Origin of the sequence: Paraburkholderia sp. BL27I4N3, from assembly GCF_003386115.1 — a bacterium.
In the GTDB taxonomy this organism is placed as follows: Bacteria; Pseudomonadota; Gammaproteobacteria; order Burkholderiales; family Burkholderiaceae; genus Paraburkholderia.
Genome location: NZ_QREJ01000001.1, coordinates 332,517 through 351,740 on the forward strand (window position 1 = coordinate 332,517; position 19,224 = coordinate 351,740).

17 protein-coding genes are annotated in these 19,224 nt (G+C 62.3%); 14 read left to right on the forward strand and 3 right to left on the reverse strand.

Annotation, left to right across the window (positions count from 1 at the left end; genetic code table 11):
* Positions 1 to 88 precede the first annotated feature (88 nt).
* From B0G71_RS01525 to B0G71_RS01555, 7 genes are all read left to right on the forward strand, one after another.
* Positions 89 to 871 (forward strand): L-iditol 2-dehydrogenase, encoded by a 783-nt coding sequence (locus B0G71_RS01525; RefSeq protein WP_116139285.1) that lies wholly within the window; start codon positions 89 to 91, stop codon positions 869 to 871.
* A gap of 72 nt (positions 872 to 943) precedes the next feature.
* Positions 944 to 2,266 (forward strand): sugar ABC transporter substrate-binding protein, encoded by a 1,323-nt coding sequence (locus B0G71_RS01530; protein WP_116139287.1) that lies wholly within the window; start codon positions 944 to 946, stop codon positions 2,264 to 2,266.
* 151 nt (positions 2,267 to 2,417) lie between these two features.
* Positions 2,418 to 3,353, forward strand: a complete 936-nt coding sequence (locus B0G71_RS01535) for a carbohydrate ABC transporter permease (protein WP_116139289.1) — start codon at positions 2,418 to 2,420, stop codon at positions 3,351 to 3,353.
* A 41-nt stretch (positions 3,354 to 3,394) separates the two neighbouring features.
* The gene (locus B0G71_RS01540; RefSeq protein ID WP_241974671.1) at positions 3,395 to 4,228 is read left to right on the forward strand and encodes a carbohydrate ABC transporter permease; all 834 of its coding nucleotides are present in this window, start codon (positions 3,395 to 3,397) and stop codon (positions 4,226 to 4,228) included.
* Positions 4,225 to 4,938 (forward strand): HAD family phosphatase, encoded by a 714-nt coding sequence (locus B0G71_RS01545; protein ID WP_116139293.1) that lies wholly within the window; start codon positions 4,225 to 4,227, stop codon positions 4,936 to 4,938. Before B0G71_RS01540 ends, B0G71_RS01545 begins: the two co-directional genes overlap by 4 nt.
* 106 nt (positions 4,939 to 5,044) lie before the next feature.
* Positions 5,045 to 6,154, forward strand: a complete 1,110-nt coding sequence (locus tag B0G71_RS01550) for an ABC transporter ATP-binding protein (RefSeq protein ID WP_116118202.1) — start codon at positions 5,045 to 5,047, stop codon at positions 6,152 to 6,154.
* Positions 6,155 to 6,211: 57 nt separating this feature from the next.
* Positions 6,212 to 6,508, forward strand: coding sequence for a DUF1330 domain-containing protein (locus tag B0G71_RS01555; RefSeq protein WP_116139295.1), 297 nt, complete (start codon positions 6,212 to 6,214; stop codon positions 6,506 to 6,508).
* A gap of 25 nt (positions 6,509 to 6,533) precedes the next feature.
* Here B0G71_RS01555 and B0G71_RS01560 read toward each other — a convergent pair whose 3' ends face one another.
* The 3 genes from B0G71_RS01560 to dalD all read right to left on the reverse strand — a co-directional run bounded on the left by B0G71_RS01560 (position 6,534) and on the right by dalD (position 10,624).
* On the reverse strand, positions 6,534 to 7,481 hold the full coding sequence (locus tag B0G71_RS01560) for a sugar-binding transcriptional regulator (protein WP_116148263.1): 948 nt from the start codon (positions 7,479 to 7,481) through the stop codon (positions 6,534 to 6,536).
* A gap of 90 nt (positions 7,482 to 7,571) precedes the next feature.
* Positions 7,572 to 9,053 carry a xylulokinase gene (xylB, locus tag B0G71_RS01565; RefSeq protein ID WP_116139297.1) on the reverse strand — a complete coding sequence of 494 codons (1,482 nt, stop codon included), beginning with the start codon at positions 9,051 to 9,053 and terminating at the stop codon, positions 7,572 to 7,574.
* A 158-nt stretch (positions 9,054 to 9,211) separates the two neighbouring features.
* Positions 9,212 to 10,624 carry a D-arabinitol 4-dehydrogenase gene (dalD, locus tag B0G71_RS01570; RefSeq protein ID WP_116139299.1) on the reverse strand — a complete coding sequence of 471 codons (1,413 nt, stop codon included), beginning with the start codon at positions 10,622 to 10,624 and terminating at the stop codon, positions 9,212 to 9,214.
* Between the two features lie 385 nt (positions 10,625 to 11,009).
* Here dalD and B0G71_RS01575 point away from each other — a divergent pair, with 385 nt between their 5' ends.
* From B0G71_RS01575 to B0G71_RS01605, 7 genes are all read left to right on the forward strand, one after another.
* Positions 11,010 to 11,990, forward strand: a complete 981-nt coding sequence (locus B0G71_RS01575; RefSeq protein ID WP_116139301.1) for an AraC family transcriptional regulator — start codon at positions 11,010 to 11,012, stop codon at positions 11,988 to 11,990.
* A gap of 113 nt (positions 11,991 to 12,103) precedes the next feature.
* Positions 12,104 to 13,057, forward strand: coding sequence for an ABC transporter substrate-binding protein (locus B0G71_RS01580; protein WP_116139303.1), 954 nt, complete (start codon positions 12,104 to 12,106; stop codon positions 13,055 to 13,057).
* A 61-nt stretch (positions 13,058 to 13,118) separates the two neighbouring features.
* Entirely contained in the window at positions 13,119 to 14,639 is a 1,521-nt protein-coding gene (locus B0G71_RS01585) for a sugar ABC transporter ATP-binding protein (RefSeq protein WP_116139305.1), read from the forward strand.
* A complete protein-coding gene (locus B0G71_RS01590; RefSeq protein WP_116139307.1) occupies positions 14,626 to 15,633 on the forward strand; it encodes an ABC transporter permease in 1,008 nt (335 codons plus the stop codon). Before B0G71_RS01585 ends, B0G71_RS01590 begins: the two co-directional genes overlap by 14 nt.
* Positions 15,634 to 15,670: 37 nt before the next feature.
* Positions 15,671 to 16,768: an alcohol dehydrogenase catalytic domain-containing protein gene (locus B0G71_RS01595; RefSeq protein WP_116139309.1), complete on the forward strand. Its 1,098-nt coding sequence runs from the start codon at positions 15,671 to 15,673 to the stop codon at positions 16,766 to 16,768.
* 46 nt (positions 16,769 to 16,814) lie between these two features.
* Complete coding sequence (locus B0G71_RS01600) at positions 16,815 to 18,359, forward strand: FGGY-family carbohydrate kinase (protein WP_116139311.1); 1,545 nt, start codon at positions 16,815 to 16,817, stop codon at positions 18,357 to 18,359.
* The gene (locus B0G71_RS01605) at positions 18,356 to 19,093 is read left to right on the forward strand and encodes an SDR family oxidoreductase (protein WP_106284124.1); all 738 of its coding nucleotides are present in this window, start codon (positions 18,356 to 18,358) and stop codon (positions 19,091 to 19,093) included. The genes B0G71_RS01600 and B0G71_RS01605 overlap by 4 nt, the downstream gene beginning before the upstream one ends.
* Positions 19,094 to 19,224: the final 131 nt, after the last annotated feature.

Sequence of the window (19,224 nt, forward strand, 5' to 3'; positions counted from 1 at the left end):
GATCATTCGATCACTAACAGAGCAATTGTTCGCGTGATGAGCGTTCGCTCACCGCGCCTCAAGAAGCGAAACGAACCGGAGACGAGCAGTGGCGGCACGATTGCAGGACAAGGTGGCCATTCTGACGGGCGCGGCAAGCGGAATCGGTGAAGCCGTGGCGCGGCGATATCTGGACGAAGGCGCGCGCTGCGTGCTGGTCGACGTGAAGCCGGCCGACAGTTTCGGCGACTCGCTGCGTGCGATCCATGGCGATCGCGTGCTGACGGTGCGCGCCGACGTCACGCGCCGCGACGATATCCAGCGCATCGTGGCGAGCGCGCTGGAGCGCTTCGGGCAAATCGACATTCTGTTCAACAACGCGGCGCTCTTCGACATGCGCCCGATCCTCGACGAATCCTGGGACGTATTCGACCGTCTCTTCGCGGTCAACGTGAAGGGCATGTTCTTCCTCATGCAGGCCGTGGCGCAAAAGATGGTCGAGCAGGGCCACGGCGGCAAGATCATCAATATGTCGTCGCAAGCCGGACGGCGCGGCGAGGCGCTCGTGTCGCACTACTGCGCGACCAAGGCGGCGGTGCTCAGCTACACGCAATCCGCGGCATTGGCGCTTGCGCCGCACAAGATCAATGTGAACGGCATCGCGCCGGGTGTCGTCGATACGCCGATGTGGAACGAAGTCGACGCGCTCTTCGCGCGCTATGAGAAGCGCCCGCTCGGCGAGAAGAAACGGCTTGTCGGCGAAGCGGTGCCGCTCGGCCGCATGGGCGTGCCGGACGATCTGACCGGCGCCGCCCTGTTCCTCGCGTCGGCGGATGCCGACTACATCACCGCGCAAACCCTGAACGTCGACGGCGGCAACTGGATGAGCTGAGTCCGCGCCGTTCATCGTCAATTTCGTAGAACAAACGCTGCACTACATAACGTACGAGAAAGGAGACAACACATGAAGCCAGCCCTCAAATCCACGCTAAAGGCGGTCAGTGCCGGCGCGGTCGCATGCTTTGCATTGAGCGCGTCGGCGGCGACGGTAACGATCGCCACGCTGAACAATCCGGACATGATCGAGTTGAAGAAGCTCTCGCCCGAATTCGAAAAGGCGAATCCGGACATCAAGCTGAACTGGGTGATTCTCGAAGAAAACGTGCTGCGTCAGCGCGCTACCACCGACATCACGACCGGCAGCGGCCAGTTCGACGTGATGACGATCGGCGCGTACGAAACGCCGCAATGGGGCAAGCGCGGCTGGCTCACGCCGCTCACGAATCTGCCCGCTGATTACGATCTGAACGACGTCGTGAAGACGGCCCGCGATGGCCTCTCGAGCGGCGGCCAGTTGTACGCGCTGCCGTTCTACGTCGAAAGCTCGATGACGTATTACCGTAAGGACCTGTTCGAGAAGGCCGGCCTGAAGATGCCCGACCAGCCGACTTACGACCAGATCAAGCAATTCGCCGACAAGCTCACCGACAAAGCCAACGGCATTTACGGCATCTGCCTGCGCGGCAAGGCGGGCTGGGGCGAGAACATGGCCTACGGCACGACGGTGGTGAACACCTTCGGCGGCCGCTGGTTCGACGAGAAGTGGAACGCGCAGCTCACCTCGCCGGAATGGAAGAAGGCGATGACCTTCTACGTCGATCTGCTGAAGAAGGACGGTCCTCCGGGAGCGAGTTCGAATGGCTTCAACGAGAACCTGACGCTGATGTCCTCTGGCAAGTGTGCGATGTGGATCGACGCCACGGTGGCAGCCGGCATGCTCTACAACAAGCAGCAATCGCAGATCGCCGACAAGGTCGGTTTCGCCGCGGCGCCGGTCGCGGTCACGCCGAAGGGTTCGCATTGGTTGTGGGCCTGGGCGCTGGCGATTCCGAAGTCGTCGAAGCAGGCTGACGCGGCGAAGAAATTCATCACGTGGGCCACGTCGAAGCAGTACATCGAACTGGTCGCGAAGGACGAAGGCTGGGCCTCGGTGCCGCCGGGAACGCGTAAATCCACCTACGCGCGCCCTGAGTACAAGCAGGCAGCACCGTTCGGCGACTTCGTGCTGAAGGCAATCGAAACGGCTGATCCGGAGCATCCGACGCTCAAGCCGGTGCCGTACACCGGTGTGCAGTTCGTCGGGATTCCTGAGTTCCAGTCGTTCGGCACCGTGGTCGGTCAGAGCATCTCCGGTGCGATTGCCGGTCAGATGACGGTCGATCAGGCGCTGGCAGCCGGCAACGCCACCGCGGATCGCGCGGTGAAGCAGGCCGGCTACCAGAAGTAAGCCACGGTCCGTTACGTGGCACGCGCCGGCTGACGCCAGTCAGCCGGCTTACGCGGCACAGCGGGCCTTGCCGCCACACGTGCGCCGCGACATCGCAGGGTGTCGTCGCGGCTTCGGGCGGCGGTCCGCGCATTACCACAGGTGGTCAATCATGCGTCCTCTGCGCCTACCTATCATGCATGCCCATCCCCAGACAGAAAAAGAACGCGAAACCCGCAAAGCCAATTCCGCCCGCTGGCTAGTCACGCCTTCGGTTGCGGTGCTCGTGCTGTGGATGGCGATTCCGCTCGCGATGACGATCTGGTTTTCGTTCTCGCGCTACAACCTGTTGAATCCGGATCTGAAAGGCTTCGCGGGTTTCGACAACTATAAATACCTTGCCAGCGATCCGTCGTTCGGCCCTTCGATCGGCCACACGCTCGAACTGATTATCTCGGTCCTCGTGATCACGGTGGTGGGCGGCGTGCTGATGGCGATCCTGTTCGACCGCAAGTTCTACGGCCAGGGCGTCGCGCGGTTGCTCGCCATCGCGCCATTCTTCGTGATGCCGACCGTGAGCGCGCTGATCTGGAAGAACATGATTCTGCATCCGGTGTATGGCCTGATCGCGCAGGGCATGCGCGCCATGGGCATGACGCCGATCGACTGGTTCGCGGAATATCCGTTGACGGCAGTGATCATGATTGTCGCGTGGCAGTGGCTGCCGTTTGCTTTCCTGATTCTGTTCACGGCGATCCAGTCGCTCGATCAGGAGCAGAAGGAGGCGGCGCGCATCGACGGCGCGGGCCCGTTCTCGATGTTCTTCTATATCACGCTGCCTCACCTGAAACGGGCGATCGCGGTGGTGGTGATGATGGAGACGATTTTCCTGCTGTCGATCTTCGCCGAAATCTATACGACCACGGGCGGCGGTCCGGGCACCGCGACCACCAACCTGTCGTACCTGATCTATTCGCTGGGCCTGCAACAGTTCGACGTCGGTCTCGCGTCGGCGGGCGGCATTCTCGCTGTCGTGCTGGCCAATATCGTGTCGTTCTTCCTCGTGCGGATGCTCGCGAAGAACCTGAAAGGGGAGTACGAAAAATGAGCCAAGTTGCCTCTACCCCGGTGTCGAACCCGACGACTGCCATGACGGTGCCGGCGAAGTCGCCGTTCGCCGCGATCCGACGCGGCATTCCCGGCGTGATCGCCTGGCTCGTCGCCCTGCTGCTGTTTTTTCCGATCTTCTGGATGACGATCACCGCCTTCAAGACGGAGCAGCAGGCCTATGCGTCGTCGCTGTTTTTCACTCCGACGCTCGATAGCTTCCGCGAGGTATTCGCGCGCAGCAACTACTTTTCGTTCGCGTGGAATTCGATACTGATCTCCGTGGGCGTGACGATTCTGTGCCTGATACTCGCCGTGCCGGCCGCGTATGCGATGGCGTTCTTCCCGACCCGCCGCACGCAGAAGGTGTTGCTGTGGATGCTGTCGACCAAGATGATGCCGTCGGTCGGCGTGCTGGTGCCGATCTATCTGCTGTGGAAAAACAGCGGACTGCTGGATTCGGTGTCGGGTCTTGTGATCGTCTACACGCTGATCAATTTGCCGATCGCAGTGTGGATGTCCTTCACGTACTTCGCCGAAATTCCGCGCGACATTCTCGAAGCAGGGCGGATCGACGGTGCCGCGACGTGGCAGGAAATCGTCTATCTGCTGATGCCGATGTCGCTGCCGGGTCTCGCCTCGACGGCGCTGCTGCTCGTGATCCTGTCGTGGAACGAAGCGTTCTGGAGTATCAACCTGTCGAGTTCGAACGCCGCGCCGCTGACCGTGTTCATCGCGTCGTATTCGAGTCCTGAGGGTCTCTTCTGGGCCAAGCTGTCCGCCGCTTCGCTGCTGGCGGTCGCGCCGATCCTGATCGTCGGCTGGCTGTCGCAGAAGCAACTGGTGCGCGGTCTTACCTTTGGGGCGGTCAAATGACGGCAGGCACGAGTGGAAGCACGCTCGCCGGCAATTTCGCGCTGATCTGCGATTGCGACGGCGTGCTGATCGACAGCGAAGCCGTGGCGGCGCGCATGCTGGTGCACGAACTCGAAGCGCGCTGGCCCGACACCGACGTCGAACCGGTCGTGCTGCCGCTGCTCGGACTGCGCATCGAGAAAGTGCTGCAAGGCACCGCGGCGCAGCTCGGCAAAAGCCTCAGCGACGAGGATATCGATTCGATCCGGCAAGCTGTGGAAGCGGCGGCGATGCAGGCGCCAACGGTCGAAGGCATCGAAGCCGCGCTGGCTCAGGTGCCGCTCACCAAAGGCTGCGCCAGCAACAGCTTTCGCCCGTATGTGGAAACGGTGCTGACGCGCACGGGTCTCGTGAGATTTTTCGGCGACCGCCTGTTCTGCGCTGACGCGGTGCCGAATCCGAAGCCCGCGCCCGACGTTTATCTGGCGGCGGCCAAGGGCCTCGGACTCGCGCCTTCGGCGTGCCTCGTGGTGGAGGACAGCGTTACCGGCGTGACCGCGGCCACGGCGGCGGGCATGACGGTGCTCGGCTTCATCGGCGGCGGTCATGCGAGCGATGCGCAGATCGACAAGCTGCATGCAGCCGGGGCGCGCCATGTATTCGACGACATGCAGCAGTTGCCCGAACTGGTCGCGCAATGGACGCTGAGCGCAACGGCGGCCGCGCCATAAGCGGCGGCATCGAAAGCGAATCAAATGTAGCCGCCTGAGCGTCGGAAACAACTCAGGCAACCGAAACATCGGACAAGCAGCACACAGCATTACACGGAGACACATCATGGCAAGCGTAACTCTGCGCAACATCAGGAAGGCGTACGACGAAAACGAAGTGATGCGCGACATCAACCTCGATATCGCGGACGGCGAGTTCGTCGTGTTCGTGGGCCCGAGCGGTTGCGGTAAATCGACGCTGATGCGGATGATCGCCGGCCTCGAAGATATCAGCGGCGGCGATCTGACCATCGACGGCATGCGTGTGAACGACGTGGCGCCCGCCAAGCGCGGCATCGCGATGGTGTTCCAGTCGTACGCGCTGTATCCGCACATGACGCTGTACGACAACATGGCGTTCGGCCTGAAACTCGCCGGTACCAAGAAGCCGGAAATCGACGCGGCAGTGCGCAACGCCGCGAAGATCCTGCATATCGACCATCTGCTCGATCGCAAGCCGAAGCAGTTGTCCGGCGGCCAACGCCAGCGCGTGGCGATCGGCCGTGCGATTACGCGCAAGCCGAAGGTGTTCCTGTTCGACGAACCGCTGTCGAATCTCGACGCCGCCTTGCGCGTGAAAATGCGCCTCGAATTCGCGCGTCTGCATGACGAACTGAAGACCACGATGATCTACGTGACGCACGATCAGGTCGAGGCCATGACGCTGGCGGACAAGATCGTGGTGCTGTCGGCGGGCAATCTGGAGCAGGTCGGCAGTCCGACCATGCTGTATCACGCGCCGGCCAACCGTTTCGTCGCGGGATTCATCGGTTCGCCGAAGATGAATTTCATGGAAGGCGTGGTGCAATCGGTTACGCACGACGGCGTCACGGTGCGCTACGAAACCGGCGAGACCCAGCGCGTCGCGGTGGAACCGGCCGCGGTGAAGCAGGGCGACAAGGTGACGGTCGGCATTCGACCCGAGCACCTGCACGTAGGCATGGCTGAAGACGGCATTTCGGCCCGAACCATGGCGATCGAATCGCTCGGTGACGCCGCGTATCTGTACGCGGAATCGAGCGTCGCGCCGGACGGACTGATCGCGCGCATTCCGCCGCTCGAACGTCATACCAAGGGTGAGACGCAAAAACTCGGCGCCACGCCGGAGCACTGCCATTTGTTCGACAGCGCGGGGAAAGCATTCCAGCGTAAGATCGTCGAAGTGCTGGCCGCGTAATGATTGGGAAAGCGGCGGGCGCGCCGCTTTCCTTTCAATCACGCTCCGGAAACGTTCATGGCCGCCTATGTCGTCATTACGCGCGAGAAAACGCTCGACCCCGCGAAGCTGGATGAATACAAACAGGTTGCGCCTGCAACCTTCGAGCAACATCCGGTGATGATGCTGGCGAGCCACGGCCGCAAGGAAGTGGTGGAGGGTCCGCCGATCGACGAAATCCTGATCCTCGAATTTTCCAGCTACGACGAAGCGATTGCCTGGTATCGCAGCCCGGAGTATCAGGCCGTCAGCGAGACGCGTCTGCAGGGCGGGGAATATCGGATCATCATCACCGAAGGCCTGACGGCGATGTAGCGCGGCATGGGCGCAGACCGTCCGCTTAAGCCTCGAGCGCGGCTCTCGCGCATGATTCGTCGGTCACCAGGCCCGATAGCCAGCCGCCTTTCAGCACAGCGATCAACGCTTCACGCTTGCGCTGCCCTCCAGCAAAGCCGATGGTCGGGCGCTGCGGCGGCGAGTCGAGCGCGATACTCGTCACGCGCCGGCCGGTAGGCGATTCGACATGCGCGCCCGCGGCGTCGATAGGCAGTCCGAGCATCTCCGCCACCGCGCCGTTCTGCATCAACTCCTTCACTTCCGCCGACGTAATGAAGCCGTCTTCGTGCAGCGGACATTTCGGCCCAATATTGCCGATGCCGACAAACGCCACATCGGCTTGCGCCGACAACGACTCGACGATCCGATACAAACGGTGATTGCACCACTGCGCGCGCTCAGCTTCGTTATCGGCGAGCAGCGGGGCGGGCAGCAGAAAATGCTTGCCGCCCGTCTTCTCCGAAATGTGCAGTGCGACGTCATAGCGGTTCGAGGAGCCGTCCTGGGCGATCGCCCCGACCATCGACACCAGCCGGTGCTGCGGACGGTCCAGCTGCGCGATCTGATCGACGGCGGCCTTCAGCGTGCGGCCGCTGCTCACGGCGACCACCATCGGTTTTTCCTCGCCGAGATAGCGCTCCATCACCTGCGCGCCGGCGACTGCGAGTTTGCGGTCGACTTCCTCGGACGTATCGCTGTCGATCGGCACCACTTCGCACATGCTCAGACCGTAGCGTTTCGACAGTTGATCGGCGAGTGCGAGGCAGTCAGCCAGCTTGTGATCGACGCGCACACGAATCAGATTCTTCTCCACCGCGAAAGCAACGAGCCGTTGCGCGACCGGGCGCGACACCTGGAGCTTCTCGGCGATTTCGTTCTGGGTGTTGCCGGCAACGTAGTAGAGCCACGCGGCGCGGGTAGCGAGATCTAATTTTTCTGTGGACTTGGGCACGGTGACGGTTCGCTTGAAGTGCGCCGATGATAGCAGCCGGTCTGCGCGCTTCAACCAACCCTGGCGCGCAAACCGGCTGCGGATAGCCGGTCAGGCAAGCGGTTGCCGCGCGGGGTCGAACAGCGGCCGTACGTGGCGGTAAAGTGCGCGATAGGCTTCGAGCCGCGCGCGCAGTTCGGCATGGCGGCGCGGGTTCGGCGTGAACTCCTTGGCGATAGGCGGCTTGGTCAGCACGGTGGCCGGATCGCCACCGGCGGCCAGCCAGCCGAGGCGTGCCGCGCCGAGCGCCGCGCCTGTTTCGCCGCCGCCGTGCTTGCGCGTGGCGGTGTCGAGTGCGTCGGCGAGCAGTTGGGCCCAGTAGTCGCTACGGGCGCCGCCGCCGAGCAGGGACAGCGCCTTCGCTTCGGTGCCGGCCGCGCGCAGCGCGTCGAGGCCGTCAGTGAGCGCGAGCGTGACGCCTTCGAGCACCGCGTAGCCGAGCAACGCGCGATCCGTTGCATGCGTCATGCCGAAGAACACGCCCTGCGCGTACGGGTCATTATGCGGAGTACGTTCGCCCGACAGATAGGGCAGGAAGAGCGGTGCGGTGTTCAATGCGTCCGCGGGCAGCGCCTCGATTTCGGCGAGTAGAGTCGGCTCGTCGGTGGAGGTGAGCTTGCAGACCCAGCGCAGACAACTCGCGGCGGAGAGCACCACGCTCATCTGATGCCAGCGATCAGGAATCGCGTGACAGAACGCGTGCACGGCGGAAGCCGGATTCGGCCGGAAGCTGTCGCCGACCACGCACAGCACGCCCGACGTGCCGAGCGAGACGAAGCCGTCGCCGGGTTGCGTCGCGCCGATGCCGATCGCGCTGGTGGCGTTGTCGCCGCCGCCCGCCGCGACGATCACGCCGTCGTTCAGGCCGAATTCACGCGCGACCGAGGGCAGCAGCGTGCCGGACGGCTCGCTGCCTTCGGCGAGGCTCGGCATTTGCGCGCGCGTCATGTTGCAGGCCGCGAGCAGCGAGTCTGACCAGTCGCGTTTGGCGACATCGAGCCACAGCGTGCCGGCCGCATCGGATGGATCGGACACCTTGCCGCCGGTCAGTTGCAGGCGCAAGTAATCCTTCGGCAGCAACACACAGGCGGTTTGCGCAAAAATCTCGGGCTCGTGACGCGCGACCCACAGCAGCTTCGGCGCGGTGAAACCGGGCATGGCGAGATTGCCGGCCACGCTGTGCAACTCCGGTGCGCGCTCGGTCAGCTCCGCGCACTCCTTGTCGCTGCGCATGTCGTTCCACAGGATCGCAGGACGCAGCACGCGGTCCTGCGCATCCAGCAGCACGGCCCCGTGCATCTGGCCCGACAGGCCGATGCCGCGAATCTGCGCGAACTCGTCGGGATACTTCGCGCGCAATGCTGCAAGCGCGGTGCGCGTGCCGGCCCACCAATCTTCGGGATTCTGCTCGGCCCAGCGCTGATGCGGGCGCGAAACGGTAAACGGTGAGCCTGCGGTGCCGATCACGCGTCCATCGGAGGCGAGCAGCAGGACTTTCACTTCGGACGTGCCGAGGTCGATGCCGAGATACATGGGCGCGGAACCTTCGTCGTTGGAGATGCGCTACTTTAGCCGCACATGGCGCGCGGTGCCATGCGCATTAAGCCTGGCTAAGCCTCGCCTGGTGTGGCACCCGCGCGCTTCGATGCCGCGCGGTGCGCGGCGCTTACGAATCATGAAGTCAGCGGCGTTCAAACCGCGCCGCGTTTGGCGAGCCATACGTCGACGCGCGCCACGGCGCCTTCCAGCGCCGATTCCAGCTCCGGCGTCTGCGCCATGCCGCCCCACAGCAGCCGGTCGGCGGCGAACGCTTTCAATGGATCGGGCGCCTCGAAGAAGGCCCGCGCGACGCGCTCATCCATCACGCCGTCCTGGTACGCGTAGGGCAACTCGCCGGCGTTCCAGCGATCGAGAAAACGGAAAAACAGCGCGGGCAGCATGGCGGTCGCCGCAGGCGTGACGCCGCGCTCGAAACACTCCGACAACGTCGGCGCGATAAAGCCCGGCAGCTTGGAAAAGCCATCTGCCGCGACGCGCTGGTTCGTGTCCTGGATATAAGGATTGCTGAAGCGTTCGAGCACCACGTCGCGATAGCGTTCGAGATCGAGCGGACTTGGCGTGAGGCACGGAATCACGTCTTCGGTCACGTATTCGTAGGCGAATTTGTTGATGTCCGCGTCGAGCGTGCCTTCGTGAATGTAGTTCAGCCCGACCAGCGTACCCGCCCACGCGATGCCGCTATGCGTCGCGTTGAGAATGCGGATCTTCGCCTCTTCATACGGCATCACCGAGTCGACCAGTTCCGCGCCGACCTTTTCCCATGCCGGCCGTCCCGCGATGAAGTTGTCTTCGATCACCCATTGGATGAACGCTTCGCCCATCACCGGAGCGGCGTCGTCGACACCGGTCGCCGCCTTGACGCGTTCCCGCACGTCCGGCGTGGGACGCGGCGTGATTCGATCCACCATCGAGCTTGGACTGGCGGTGTTGTCGTCGAACCATTGCGCCAGTTCGATCGCGCCGCGGCGTTCGAGAAACTCGCTCATGCCGGCATGGAAGCGCTCGCCGTTGCTGCGCAGGTTGTCGCAAGTCTGCAGCGTGACCGGGCCCGCGCCGCCTTTCATGCGCGCGTCGAGAATCGCGGCCAGCGCGCCGTAAATGGTGGTGTGGCCGCCTTTGAGGTCGGCCGCGAGATCGGGGTTGGCGGTGTCGAGTTCGTCCTGCTCGTCGAGGTAATAGCCGCCTTCGGTGACCGTGAACGCGATGATCTTGCAGGCCGGATCGGCGCCTGCTTCGATCAGCGCGTCGAGGCTTTCGGTCCATGGTACGACGCGCTCGATCGAGCGAATCGTCTCGTACGCGCGCTCGCCTTGAGGCGTGACGGTCTCGAGCGTATAGACGCCGTTTTGCGCGGCGAGCGCTTCGAGCACCGCGTTCATATCGCTGCGGATATTGCCCACTGTAAGCGACCAGTGCGGCTCGCCAGGCACCTTGGCCTCGTTCAACCGATGGAGATACCACGCCTGATGCGCGCGATGAAACGATCCCGCCCCGATGTGCAGGATCACGTGTGCGGCCGCGCCGCTGTCTTGCCCGCTGTTCATGTGCGTCTCCTGAATGTCCTTGCTCGCACCGCTCGTAGCGTGCGTTTCTTCTTGAGATGGAGCATTTGCTCTGTATGTGAGCGAATGATCGTACCCGGCGAAACGAAAGTCAAGGCGACCGAGTACGGTTTTTTGTGGCGCAGCGCCGCGCTGCGGGGCTTTTCGGCGCGACTCGCGATGCGCCGTGGCGTGATGGCGGCGAGTTGCGGCGCGTATTGCATTGCATCAAATTTGACATCGAGCGGGCCAGGACTAACCCGAATGCAAAAAAGTATTGGTCCGCGGTCTCATTTTTAGTGGTGGATCACGCGCGAGAAGACTACTTTTCGCTATACAAGACGAAAGACCAGCGGCGCCTCAAGTGGCCGCTTCATGGAGACAGACAGTGCAACCCGATCTCGAACTCGTGGCCGTACGTCGTGACGAATCGTTCAAAGTATGGTCGCACGGCTATCCGTACCGTACGGTGCGCTGGCACTTTCATCCGGAATACGAAATTCATCTGATTGTGGCGACGACCGGCAAGATGTTCGTCGGCGATCACATCAGCAGCTACACGCCCGGCAACCTCGTGTTGATGGGGCCGAACCTGCCGCACAACTGGGTAAGCGACGTGCCGGAAGGCGAGACGATTGCACAGCGCAATCTGGTCGTGCAATTTGGGCAGGAGTTCGTGTCGAGCTGCATCGACAGTTTTCCGGAGTGGCGGCAGGTCGAGGCGCTGCTTGCCGATTCGCGCCGCGGCATCTCGTTCGGCGCGCAAACGAGCGCGGCGATCCAGCCGCTGTTCCTCGAATTGCTGGCGGCGCGCGGACTGCGCCGGCTGGTTCTGTTCATGTCGATGCTCGAAATCCTGATGAACGCCGAGGACCGCGAGACGCTTGCGAGCCCCGCTTATCAGGCCGACCCGACCAGTTTCGCGTCGACGCGCATCAATCACGTGCTCTCGTATATCGGCAAAAACCTCGCGAACGAATTGCGCGAGTCGGACCTGGCGCAACTCGCGGGCCAGAGCGTCAGCGCGTTCTCGCGTTATTTCCGTCGCCATACGGGGTTGCCGTTCGTGCAGTACGTGAATCGCATGCGCATCAATCTAGCGTGCCAACTGCTCACCGACGACGATCTGAGCGTCACCGATATCTGTTTCAAGGCGGGCTTTAACAACCTGTCGAATTTCAACCGGCAGTTTCTCGCGGTGAAGGGCATGGCGCCTTCGAAATTTCGGCACTATCAGCAGCTGAACGACGCGAGCCGCGACGCCTCCGAACAAGCCGCGGCACGCGGTGTAGGCATCGACGACGCGCCCGCCATCGTGCTCGCGCCAGGTTTGCCGCGCAGGGCCGCCGCCGCTTATCCACCGACGTAGTCCCAGGCCCAGGCTTCCCGCCGAAGCGTTTTATTTCACCTGCGTTTCAACACGTATCGCGCTGCCCCACGGCAGCGTGAGGGACGTGCTCACTTTTAATAATGGAGACAACCATGACGCAATCCCTTTCGAAACCGACTTCGTTGAAGACTTTCGCACGCAGCAGGGCGGCACTGGCGACGCTCGCCTTCGGCCTGTCGTTGATCGCCGCGCCGGCCGCACAGGCCACGCCGCTGAAAATCGGCATGACGTTTCAGGAGCTGAACAATCCGTACTTCGTGACGATGCAAAAAGCGCTGAACGATGCGGCGGCTTCGATCGGCGCGACGGTGGTCGTCACGGACGCACACCACGATGTCAGCAAGCAGGTCAACGACGTGGAAGACATGCTGCAGAAGAAGATCGACATCCTGCTCGTGAATCCGACTGACTCGACCGGCATCCAGTCGGCGGTGACATCGGCAAAGAAGGCGGGCGTGGTGGTGGTCGCCGTGGATGCGAACGCCAACGGTCCGGTCGATTCATTCGTCGGCTCGAAGAACTACGACGCCGGCGAAATGGCTTGCGAGTATCTGGCGAAGTCGATCGGCGGCAGCGGCGAAGTGGCGATTCTCGACGGCATTCCAGTCGTGCCGATTCTCGAACGCGTGCGCGGCTGCAAGGCGGCGCTCGCGAAAGCGCCAGGCGTGAAGCTCGTGGATACGCAGAACGGTAAGCAGGAACGCGCGACCGCGCTATCCGTCACCGAGAACATGATTCAGGCGCATCCGAACCTGAAGGGCGTGTTCAGCGTGAACGACGGCGGCTCGATGGGCGCGCTCTCGGCGATCGAATCGTCGGGCAAGGACATCAAGCTGACCAGCGTCGACGGTGCGCCGGAAGCAATTGCCGCGATTCAGAAGCCAAACTCGAAGTTCGTCGAAACGTCCGCGCAATTCCCGGCGGACCAGGTGCGCATTGCACTCGGCATCGCGCTCGCGAAGAAGTGGGGCGCCAATGTGCCGAAGACGATTCCGGTCGACGTGAAGATGATCGACAAGAGCAATGCCAAGGGTTTCAGCTGGTAAGTCGAATGTCCGTTGCCGCGCCGAGCGAAAAGCGCGGCAACGGACAGCAGAGGAGGACCCGATGGACACGATACTCAAGCTCGACAACATCACCAAAAGTTTTCCCGGCGTGAAGGCGTTGCAAGGCATTCACCTGGAAATCGCGCGCGGCGAGATTCACGCTTTGCTGGGCGAAAACGGCGCGGGTAAATCGACGCTGATGAAAATCCTGTGCGGCATTTATCAGCCCGATGAAGGCACGATCACGATCGAAGGCGAGGCGCGTCATTTCGCCAACTATCACGATGCGGTGGCTGCCGGCGTCGGTATCGTGTTTCAGGAGTTCAGCCTGATTCCGTATCTGAACGCCGTGGAGAACATGTTTCTCGGCCGCGAACTGAAGAGCGGTTTGGGCTTGCTCGAACGCGGCAAGATGCGGCGCGCGGCGGCGGCGATTTTCCAGCGGCTCGGCGTGACGATCGATCTGTCGGTGCCGATTCGCGAACTCTCGGTGGCGCAGCAGCAGTTCGTCGAGATCGGCAAGGCGCTTTCGCTGGAGGCGCGCATTCTGATTCTGGACGAGCCCACCGCCACGCTCACGCCCGCCGAAGCCGAGCATCTGTTCGCCATCATGCGCGAGCTGAAACAGCAGGGCGTCGCGATGATTTTCATCTCGCATCACCTCGAAGAGATTTTCGAAGTGTGCGACCGCATTACCGTGCTGCGCGATGGCCAGTATGTCGGCATGACGGAGGTCGCGCAATCCGACGTGGGGCATCTCGTGGAAATGATGGTGGGGCGCCGCATCGAAAACAGCTTTCCGCCGAAGCCGCCGCTGCGTGCCGATGCGAAGCTCGTGCTCGAAGTCGACAAGCTGCAGTTGCTCAAGGACAGCCCGGTTTTGAGCTTTACGCTGCGTGAAGGCGAGATTCTCGGCTTCGCGGGACTGGTCGGCTCGGGGCGCACGGAAACCGCGCTCGCCGCGATCGGCGCGGACCCGGCCTACGTGAAGGATATTCGCATCAACGGTACGGCGGCAAAGCTGTCCGATCCCGCCGATGCGTTGCGCGCCGGCGTCGGCATTCTGCCGGAGAGCCGCAAAACCGAAGGCCTGATCACCGACTTCTCGATCAAGCAGAACATCTCGATCAACAACCTCGGCAAGTATCGCTCGATGCGCTTCTTCATCGACCAGCGCAGCGAAGCACGCGCGACCGCCGACATCATGAAACGCGTGGGCGTCAAAGCACCGAGCATGCATACCGAAGTCGCGACGCTCTCCGGGGGCAATCAGCAGAAAGTGGTGATCGCGCGCTGGCTGAATCATCACACCAACATCCTGATCTTCGACGAACCGACGCGCGGCATCGACGTCGGCGCCAAAGCCGAAATCTATATGCTGATGCGCGAACTCACCGCGCGGGGCTACTCGATCATCATGATCTCGTCCGAACTGCCGGAGATCGTCGGCATGTGCGACCGCGTCGCCGTGTTCCGGCAGGGCCGCATCGAAGCGATGCTCGAAGGCGACGCGATCGACTCGAACGCCGTGATGACCTATGCAACTGCCGGCTCTCGTGGAGCAACACATGAACACGCCTAATCCTTCTTCTTCACCAAAGACCTCCACTGTCAGCAGCGATACGCCGGGAGCGCCGGTGCGTTTCACGTGGGCCGCCCTGAAACGCTCGACGCTGTTCTATCCGTTCATCGGCTTGCTGGTGGTGTGCATCGTGATGGTGTTCGCGAGCGACAGCTTCCTCTCCGGGGCGAATATCGAGAACGTGCTGCGCCAGGTGTCGATCAACGCGATCATCGCCGTGGGGATGACGTGCGTGATCCTGACCGGCGGCATCGATCTCTCAGTGGGTTCCGTCATGGCGCTGGCGGGCACGCTCGCCGCCGGGCTGATGGTGGCCGGTATGAACGCAGTGGCCGCGCTTGCGATTGGTGTCGCGGTGGGATTGGGCTTTGGCGCGGCGAACGGTTTCTTTGTAGCGTTCGCCGGCATGCCGCCGATCATCGTCACGCTCGCGACGATGGGCATTGCGCGTGGCCTCGCGTTGATCTACACGGGCGGCTATCCGATCGACGGCTTGCCCGATTGGGTTAGTTTCTTCGGCAGCGGCAAGATTCTCGGCGTGCAGGCGCCGGTTGTGATCATGGCCGTGATCTACGTGATCGCGTGGGTACTGCTGGAGCGCATGCCGTTCGGCCGCTATGTCTATGCGATCGGCGGTAACGAACAGGCGACGCGTCTGTCGGGCGTGCGTGTGGCGCGCGTGAAGCTGATCGTCTACACGATTGCGGGTTTGACGTCCGCCTTTGCCGCCATTGTCCTGACCGCGCGTTTGATGAGCGGCCAGCCGAACGCCGGCGTCGGCTTCGAACTCGACGCCATCGCCGCCGTGGTGATGGGCGGCACGTCGATCTCCGGCGGGCGAGGCTCGATTATCGGCACGCTGATCGGCGCGTTGCTGCTCGGCGTGCTGAATAACGGCCTGAACATGGTCGGCGTGAATCCTTATGTGCAGAACGTGATCAAGGGCGGAATCATTTTGCTCGCGATTTACATCAGCCGCGACCGCAGAAAGTAACTCTTCAACGACTTCCACTTTTAAGCAGGACCATGCAATGACGACTCAATCCACAGACCACGACCAGCAGAACATGACAGCCATCGTCTGTCATGCACCGAAAGACTATCGCGTCGAACAGGTGTCGAAGCCTCGCGCGGGCGCGCACGAACTGGTGATCCGCATTGCCGCGTGTGGTATTTGCGCGAGCGACTGCAAATGTCATTCGGGCGCGAAGATGTTTTGGGGCGGCCCGAGTCCCTGGGTCAAGGCGCCGGTGATTCCAGGCCATGAGTTCTTCGGTTTCGTGGAAGAAATCGGCGAAGGCGCGGCCGATCACTTCGGCGTGAAGATGGGCGACCGTGTGATCGCCGAGCAGATCGTGCCGTGCGGCAAATGCCGCTATTGCAAATCCGGTCAGTACTGGATGTGCGAGGTGCACAACATCTTCGGCTTCCAGCGGGAAGTCGCCGACGGCGGCATGGCCGAATACATGCGCATTCCGCCCACGGCGATTGTTCACAAGATTCCCGACGGCATTTCGCTGGAAGACGCCGCGATCATCGAACCGCTCGCCTGCGCGATCCACACGGTCAACCGTGGAGAAGTGCAACTCGACGACGTGGTGGTGATCGCCGGCGCCGGCCCGCTTGGTCTGATGATGACGCAAGTGGCGCATCTGAAAACACCGAAGAAACTGGTGGTGATCGATCTGGTCGAAGAGCGCCTCGCACTCGCCCGCGAATACGGCGCCGACGTGACGATCAACCCGAAACACGACGATGCGCTGGCGATCATCCACTCGCTCACGGACGGTTACGGCTGCGATGTGTATATTGAAACCACCGGCGCGCCGATCGGCGTGAATCAGGGCATGGACCTGATTCGCAAGCTTGGGCGGTTCGTCGAGTTTTCGGTGTTCGGCGCGGATACGACGCTGGACTGGTCCGTGATCGGCGATCGGAAAGAGCTCGACGTGCGCGGCGCGCACCTCGGCCCGTACTGTTATCCCATCGCGATCGATCTGCTGGCGCGCGGGCTGGTTACATCGAAAGGCATAGTCACGCACGGCTTTTCGCTGGAAGAATGGGACGAGGCGATCAAGATCGCCAACTCGCTCGATTCGATCAAGGTGCTACTGAAGCCGCGCGCCTGAGCGTCGAACCCGGTCGGAGTACGAGCGGCATCTAAACGGAGACAGTATGGATTACGTCATCGGCGTCGATATCGGCACGCAGAGCACCAAGGCGCTGCTGGTCGATCAGCACGGCGCGATCGTCGCGCAGCATGCGTCGAGCTATCAGCCGGATACGCCCAAGCCGCTGTGGGCGGAACAATGGCCTGCGGTCTGGCTGAAGGCGGTGGTGGAGTGCATCGCCGCGTGCGTAGCCAAGGCGAAGGAAGCGGGCGTCGCGGCGAAGTCGATCAAAGCCGTGTGCGTGAGCAGCTTGTATGGCGGCTCCGGCATTCCGGTGGATAGCGAGATGCGGCCGCTTTATCCTTGTCTGATCTGGATGGATCGGCGCGCCACCGAGCAGGTCGAATGGGTGCGCAATAACGTCGATCTCGAGCGGCTCTACACGATCACGGGCAACGGCGTGGATAGTTACTACGGCTACACGAAGATGCTGTGGCTGCGCGATCACGAGCCGGACGTGTGGTCGCATACGCGCTACTTCCTGCCGCCGAATGCGTACGTGATCTACATGCTGACTGGCGAGGTGGCGGTCGATCATAGTTCGGCGGGCAATATCGGCGGCATCTACGACATTGGCAAACGCGACTGGTCCGACGAAGCGCTCGACATGCTCGGCATTCCCGCGACGATGATGCCGGAGCGGCTGGTCGAATCGTCGGACGTGGTGGGTGGCTTGTTGTCGCAGTGGGTCGAGCAGTTAGGCCTCGAAGCGGGCACGGCGATCGTCGCGGGCGGCGTGGACGCGGCGATGGCGACGTTCGCGGCCGGCGTCACGCGCGCCGGGCAACATGTCGCGATGATCGGCACGAGCATGTGCTGGGGCTACATCAACCAGAACGTCGACGCGCGGCATGGATTGATCAGCATGCCGCATGTGTTCGACGGGCAACGCGATATTTATGTGTTCGGCGGGGCGATAACCGCGGGCGCGTCGGTGAGCTGGTATCGCGAGCAGTTCTGTCACGCGGAGATCGAGGCCGCGCGTGCGACGCCGCATGGCGATCCGCATCGCTTGCTGGAAGAGTCGGCAGAGAAAGTGCCGGCTGGTTCGGATGGCGTGATGTTCCTGCCGTATCTGATGGGCGAGCGCAGCCCGGTGTGGGATGCCAAGGCGAGCGGAGCGTTTATCGGACTGAGCCTGTTTCATACGCGGGCTCATTTGTACCGCGCCGTGCTGGAAGGCGTCACGTTTGCGCTGAAGCACAACATCGAGGCGGGGCGCAAAGGTGCGCAGTCGCTGGATGACAAACTGATCGTGGTGGGCGGCGCCGCGCATTCGGATTTGTGGATGCAGATTATCGCGGACGTTACCGGGTATCCGGTTTATACCATCGAGCAGGACGTGGAGGCGGCGATGGGGGCGGCGTTGCTGGCGGGCGTCGGTGTCGGGCTGGTGTCGCGTGAAGAGGCGCGGCGCGGATGGGTCACGCTGGTTGAACGCGCGGAGCCGAACGCACAACGGATGGCGTTGTACGAGCAACGCTTCGGCGTTTATACGGATTTGTATCCGGCGTTGAAGCCGATCATGCATCGGTTGCAGACATCATGAATGCTACTTTTGATTTTTCTGGCAAGTCGGTACTGGTTACCGGGGCTTCGAGCGGGATCGGGCGTGCGACGGTTGAGGCGTTGTGCGCGTCGGGCGCGAATGTGGTGGCTGCCGCGCGCAATGTGAAGGAGCTTGCGCGGTTGGCGGAGGAAACGGGTTGCGAGCCGTTGACGCTCGATGTGAGCGATGAGGCGGCTATCGATGATGCGTTTGGTTCGCTCGATACGTTCGATGGGCTCGTGAATTGTGCCGGGATTGCGTTGCTCGAGCGTGCTGTCGATACGACGGGTGAGAGTTTCGATCGTGTGATGGCGGTAAATGCGCGGGGCGCGGTGCTGGTGGCCAAGCATGTGGCGCGAGGGATGATCGATGCTCAGCGCGGTGGCAGTATCGTTAATGTTTCCAGTCAGGCTGCGCTGGTGGCGTTGGATGATCATTTGAGTTATTCGGCTTCCAAGGCTGCGCTTGATGCTGTTACCAGGGCTTTGTGTGTTGAGTTGGGGCCGTTCGGGATTCGGGTTAATAGTGTGAATCCTACGGTTACGTTGACGCCTATGGCGGTGCTGGCTTGGAGTGATCCGGTTAAGCGGGACCCGGCGCTTAAGGCTATTCCGTTGCAGCGGTTTGCTGAGTCTGCTGAGGTTGCTGCGACTATCTTGTTCTTGTTGAGTGGTGCTGCTTCTATGGTTAGCGGGGTTTGTTTGGCTGTTGATGGGGGGTATACGGCTAGGTGAGGTTATTTGATCGTGCGGTATTTGTTGGGGAGCACTGGGGGGAATTTTGCGGGCCGGCCGCCCCTTGCCGGTTCATCGGCGAACAGCCACCTTCCGGTCCGGCCACGCGGCCCGAGGCTATTTGCCCGCCT

Bases quoted from the DNA above. Each gene is read 5' to 3' on its own strand.
- B0G71_RS01580 (WP_116139303.1), top strand. From the start codon at position 12,104: ATGACGCAATCCCTTTCGAAACCGACTTCGTTGAAGACTTTCGCACGC.
- B0G71_RS01585 (WP_116139305.1), top strand. From the start codon at position 13,119: ATGGACACGATACTCAAGCTCGACAACATCACCAAAAGTTTTCCCGGC.
- B0G71_RS01535 (WP_116139289.1), top strand. From the start codon at position 2,418: ATGCGTCCTCTGCGCCTACCTATCATGCATGCCCATCCCCAGACAGAA.
- B0G71_RS01600 (WP_116139311.1), top strand. From the start codon at position 16,815: ATGGATTACGTCATCGGCGTCGATATCGGCACGCAGAGCACCAAGGCG.
- B0G71_RS01550 (WP_116118202.1), top strand. From the start codon at position 5,045: ATGGCAAGCGTAACTCTGCGCAACATCAGGAAGGCGTACGACGAAAAC.
- B0G71_RS01540 (WP_241974671.1), top strand. From the start codon at position 3,395: ATGACGGTGCCGGCGAAGTCGCCGTTCGCCGCGATCCGACGCGGCATT.
- B0G71_RS01590 (WP_116139307.1), top strand. From the start codon at position 14,626: ATGAACACGCCTAATCCTTCTTCTTCACCAAAGACCTCCACTGTCAGC.
- B0G71_RS01605 (WP_106284124.1), top strand. From the start codon at position 18,356: ATGAATGCTACTTTTGATTTTTCTGGCAAGTCGGTACTGGTTACCGGG.
- B0G71_RS01595 (WP_116139309.1), top strand. From the start codon at position 15,671: ATGACGACTCAATCCACAGACCACGACCAGCAGAACATGACAGCCATC.
- B0G71_RS01555 (WP_116139295.1), top strand. From the start codon at position 6,212: ATGGCCGCCTATGTCGTCATTACGCGCGAGAAAACGCTCGACCCCGCG.
- B0G71_RS01545 (WP_116139293.1), top strand. From the start codon at position 4,225: ATGACGGCAGGCACGAGTGGAAGCACGCTCGCCGGCAATTTCGCGCTG.
- xylB (WP_116139297.1), bottom strand. From the start codon at position 9,053: ATGTATCTCGGCATCGACCTCGGCACGTCCGAAGTGAAAGTCCTGCTG.
- B0G71_RS01530 (WP_116139287.1), top strand. From the start codon at position 944: ATGAAGCCAGCCCTCAAATCCACGCTAAAGGCGGTCAGTGCCGGCGCG.
- dalD (WP_116139299.1), bottom strand. From the start codon at position 10,624: ATGAACAGCGGGCAAGACAGCGGCGCGGCCGCACACGTGATCCTGCAC.